This is a genomic window from Vibrio sp. 378, assembly GCF_033339435.1.
Genome location: NZ_JAWOUO010000560.1, coordinates 1 through 696, shown reverse-complemented (window position 1 = coordinate 696; position 696 = coordinate 1). Strand labels below are relative to the sequence as shown.

General features: G+C 46.1%; 1 protein-coding gene. It reads right to left on the bottom strand.

Translation table 11 applies throughout. The features are described 5' to 3' along the window. Nucleotides 1-81 precede the first annotated feature (81 nt). Nucleotides 82-696, bottom strand: a 615-nt coding sequence (gene phoB, locus R7Q48_RS27540; RefSeq protein ID WP_169643422.1) for a phosphate regulon transcriptional regulator PhoB, incomplete at its 5' end; no start/stop codon positions are given.

Genomic DNA, 696 nt, shown 5'->3' with positions numbered 1-696 from the left:
AGCTCCCAGGCCAGCTTTTTCCACGTTAATCTTTCAACCACTTATTACTCCAGAAATGGCATTGATAAGCTGCATAAAAATCTAAGCCTTTGTTGAGAAGCGGTAACCAGCGCCACGAACGGTTTGAATCAGTTTGTCGTGACCGGCAGCTTCCAGTGCTTTACGAAGACGACGGATATGAACGTCAACAGTACGGTCTTCAACATAAACATTGGTGCCCCACACGTTATTTAGCAGCTGCTCACGGCTGTAAACACGCTCTTGATGGGTCATAAAGAAGTGCAGCATCTTGAACTCGGTAGGCCCCATATCAACCGCTTCATCATTCGCAGTAACACGGTGAGAAACAGGATCGAGTTTGAGACCTTGAACATCAATCACATCTTCTAATGCGGTCGGCGTAACACGGCGAATAACCGCTTTAAGGCGAGCAACTAACTCTTTAGGAGAAAACGGTTTGGTAATGTAGTCATCTGCACCAACCTCTAAACCGCGAACTTTATCTTCTTCTTCACCGCGAGCAGTCAGCATCACAACAGGAATGTTGCGTGTAAGCTCTTCACGTTTCATGTGTTTGATAAAATTAATGCCACTACCGCCAGGTAACATCCAATCCAGTAATACTAAATCAGGGAAGGGTTCAGCCAGTTTGGTTACAGCAGTATCGTAATCTTCCGCCTCTACCGCCTGGTAACC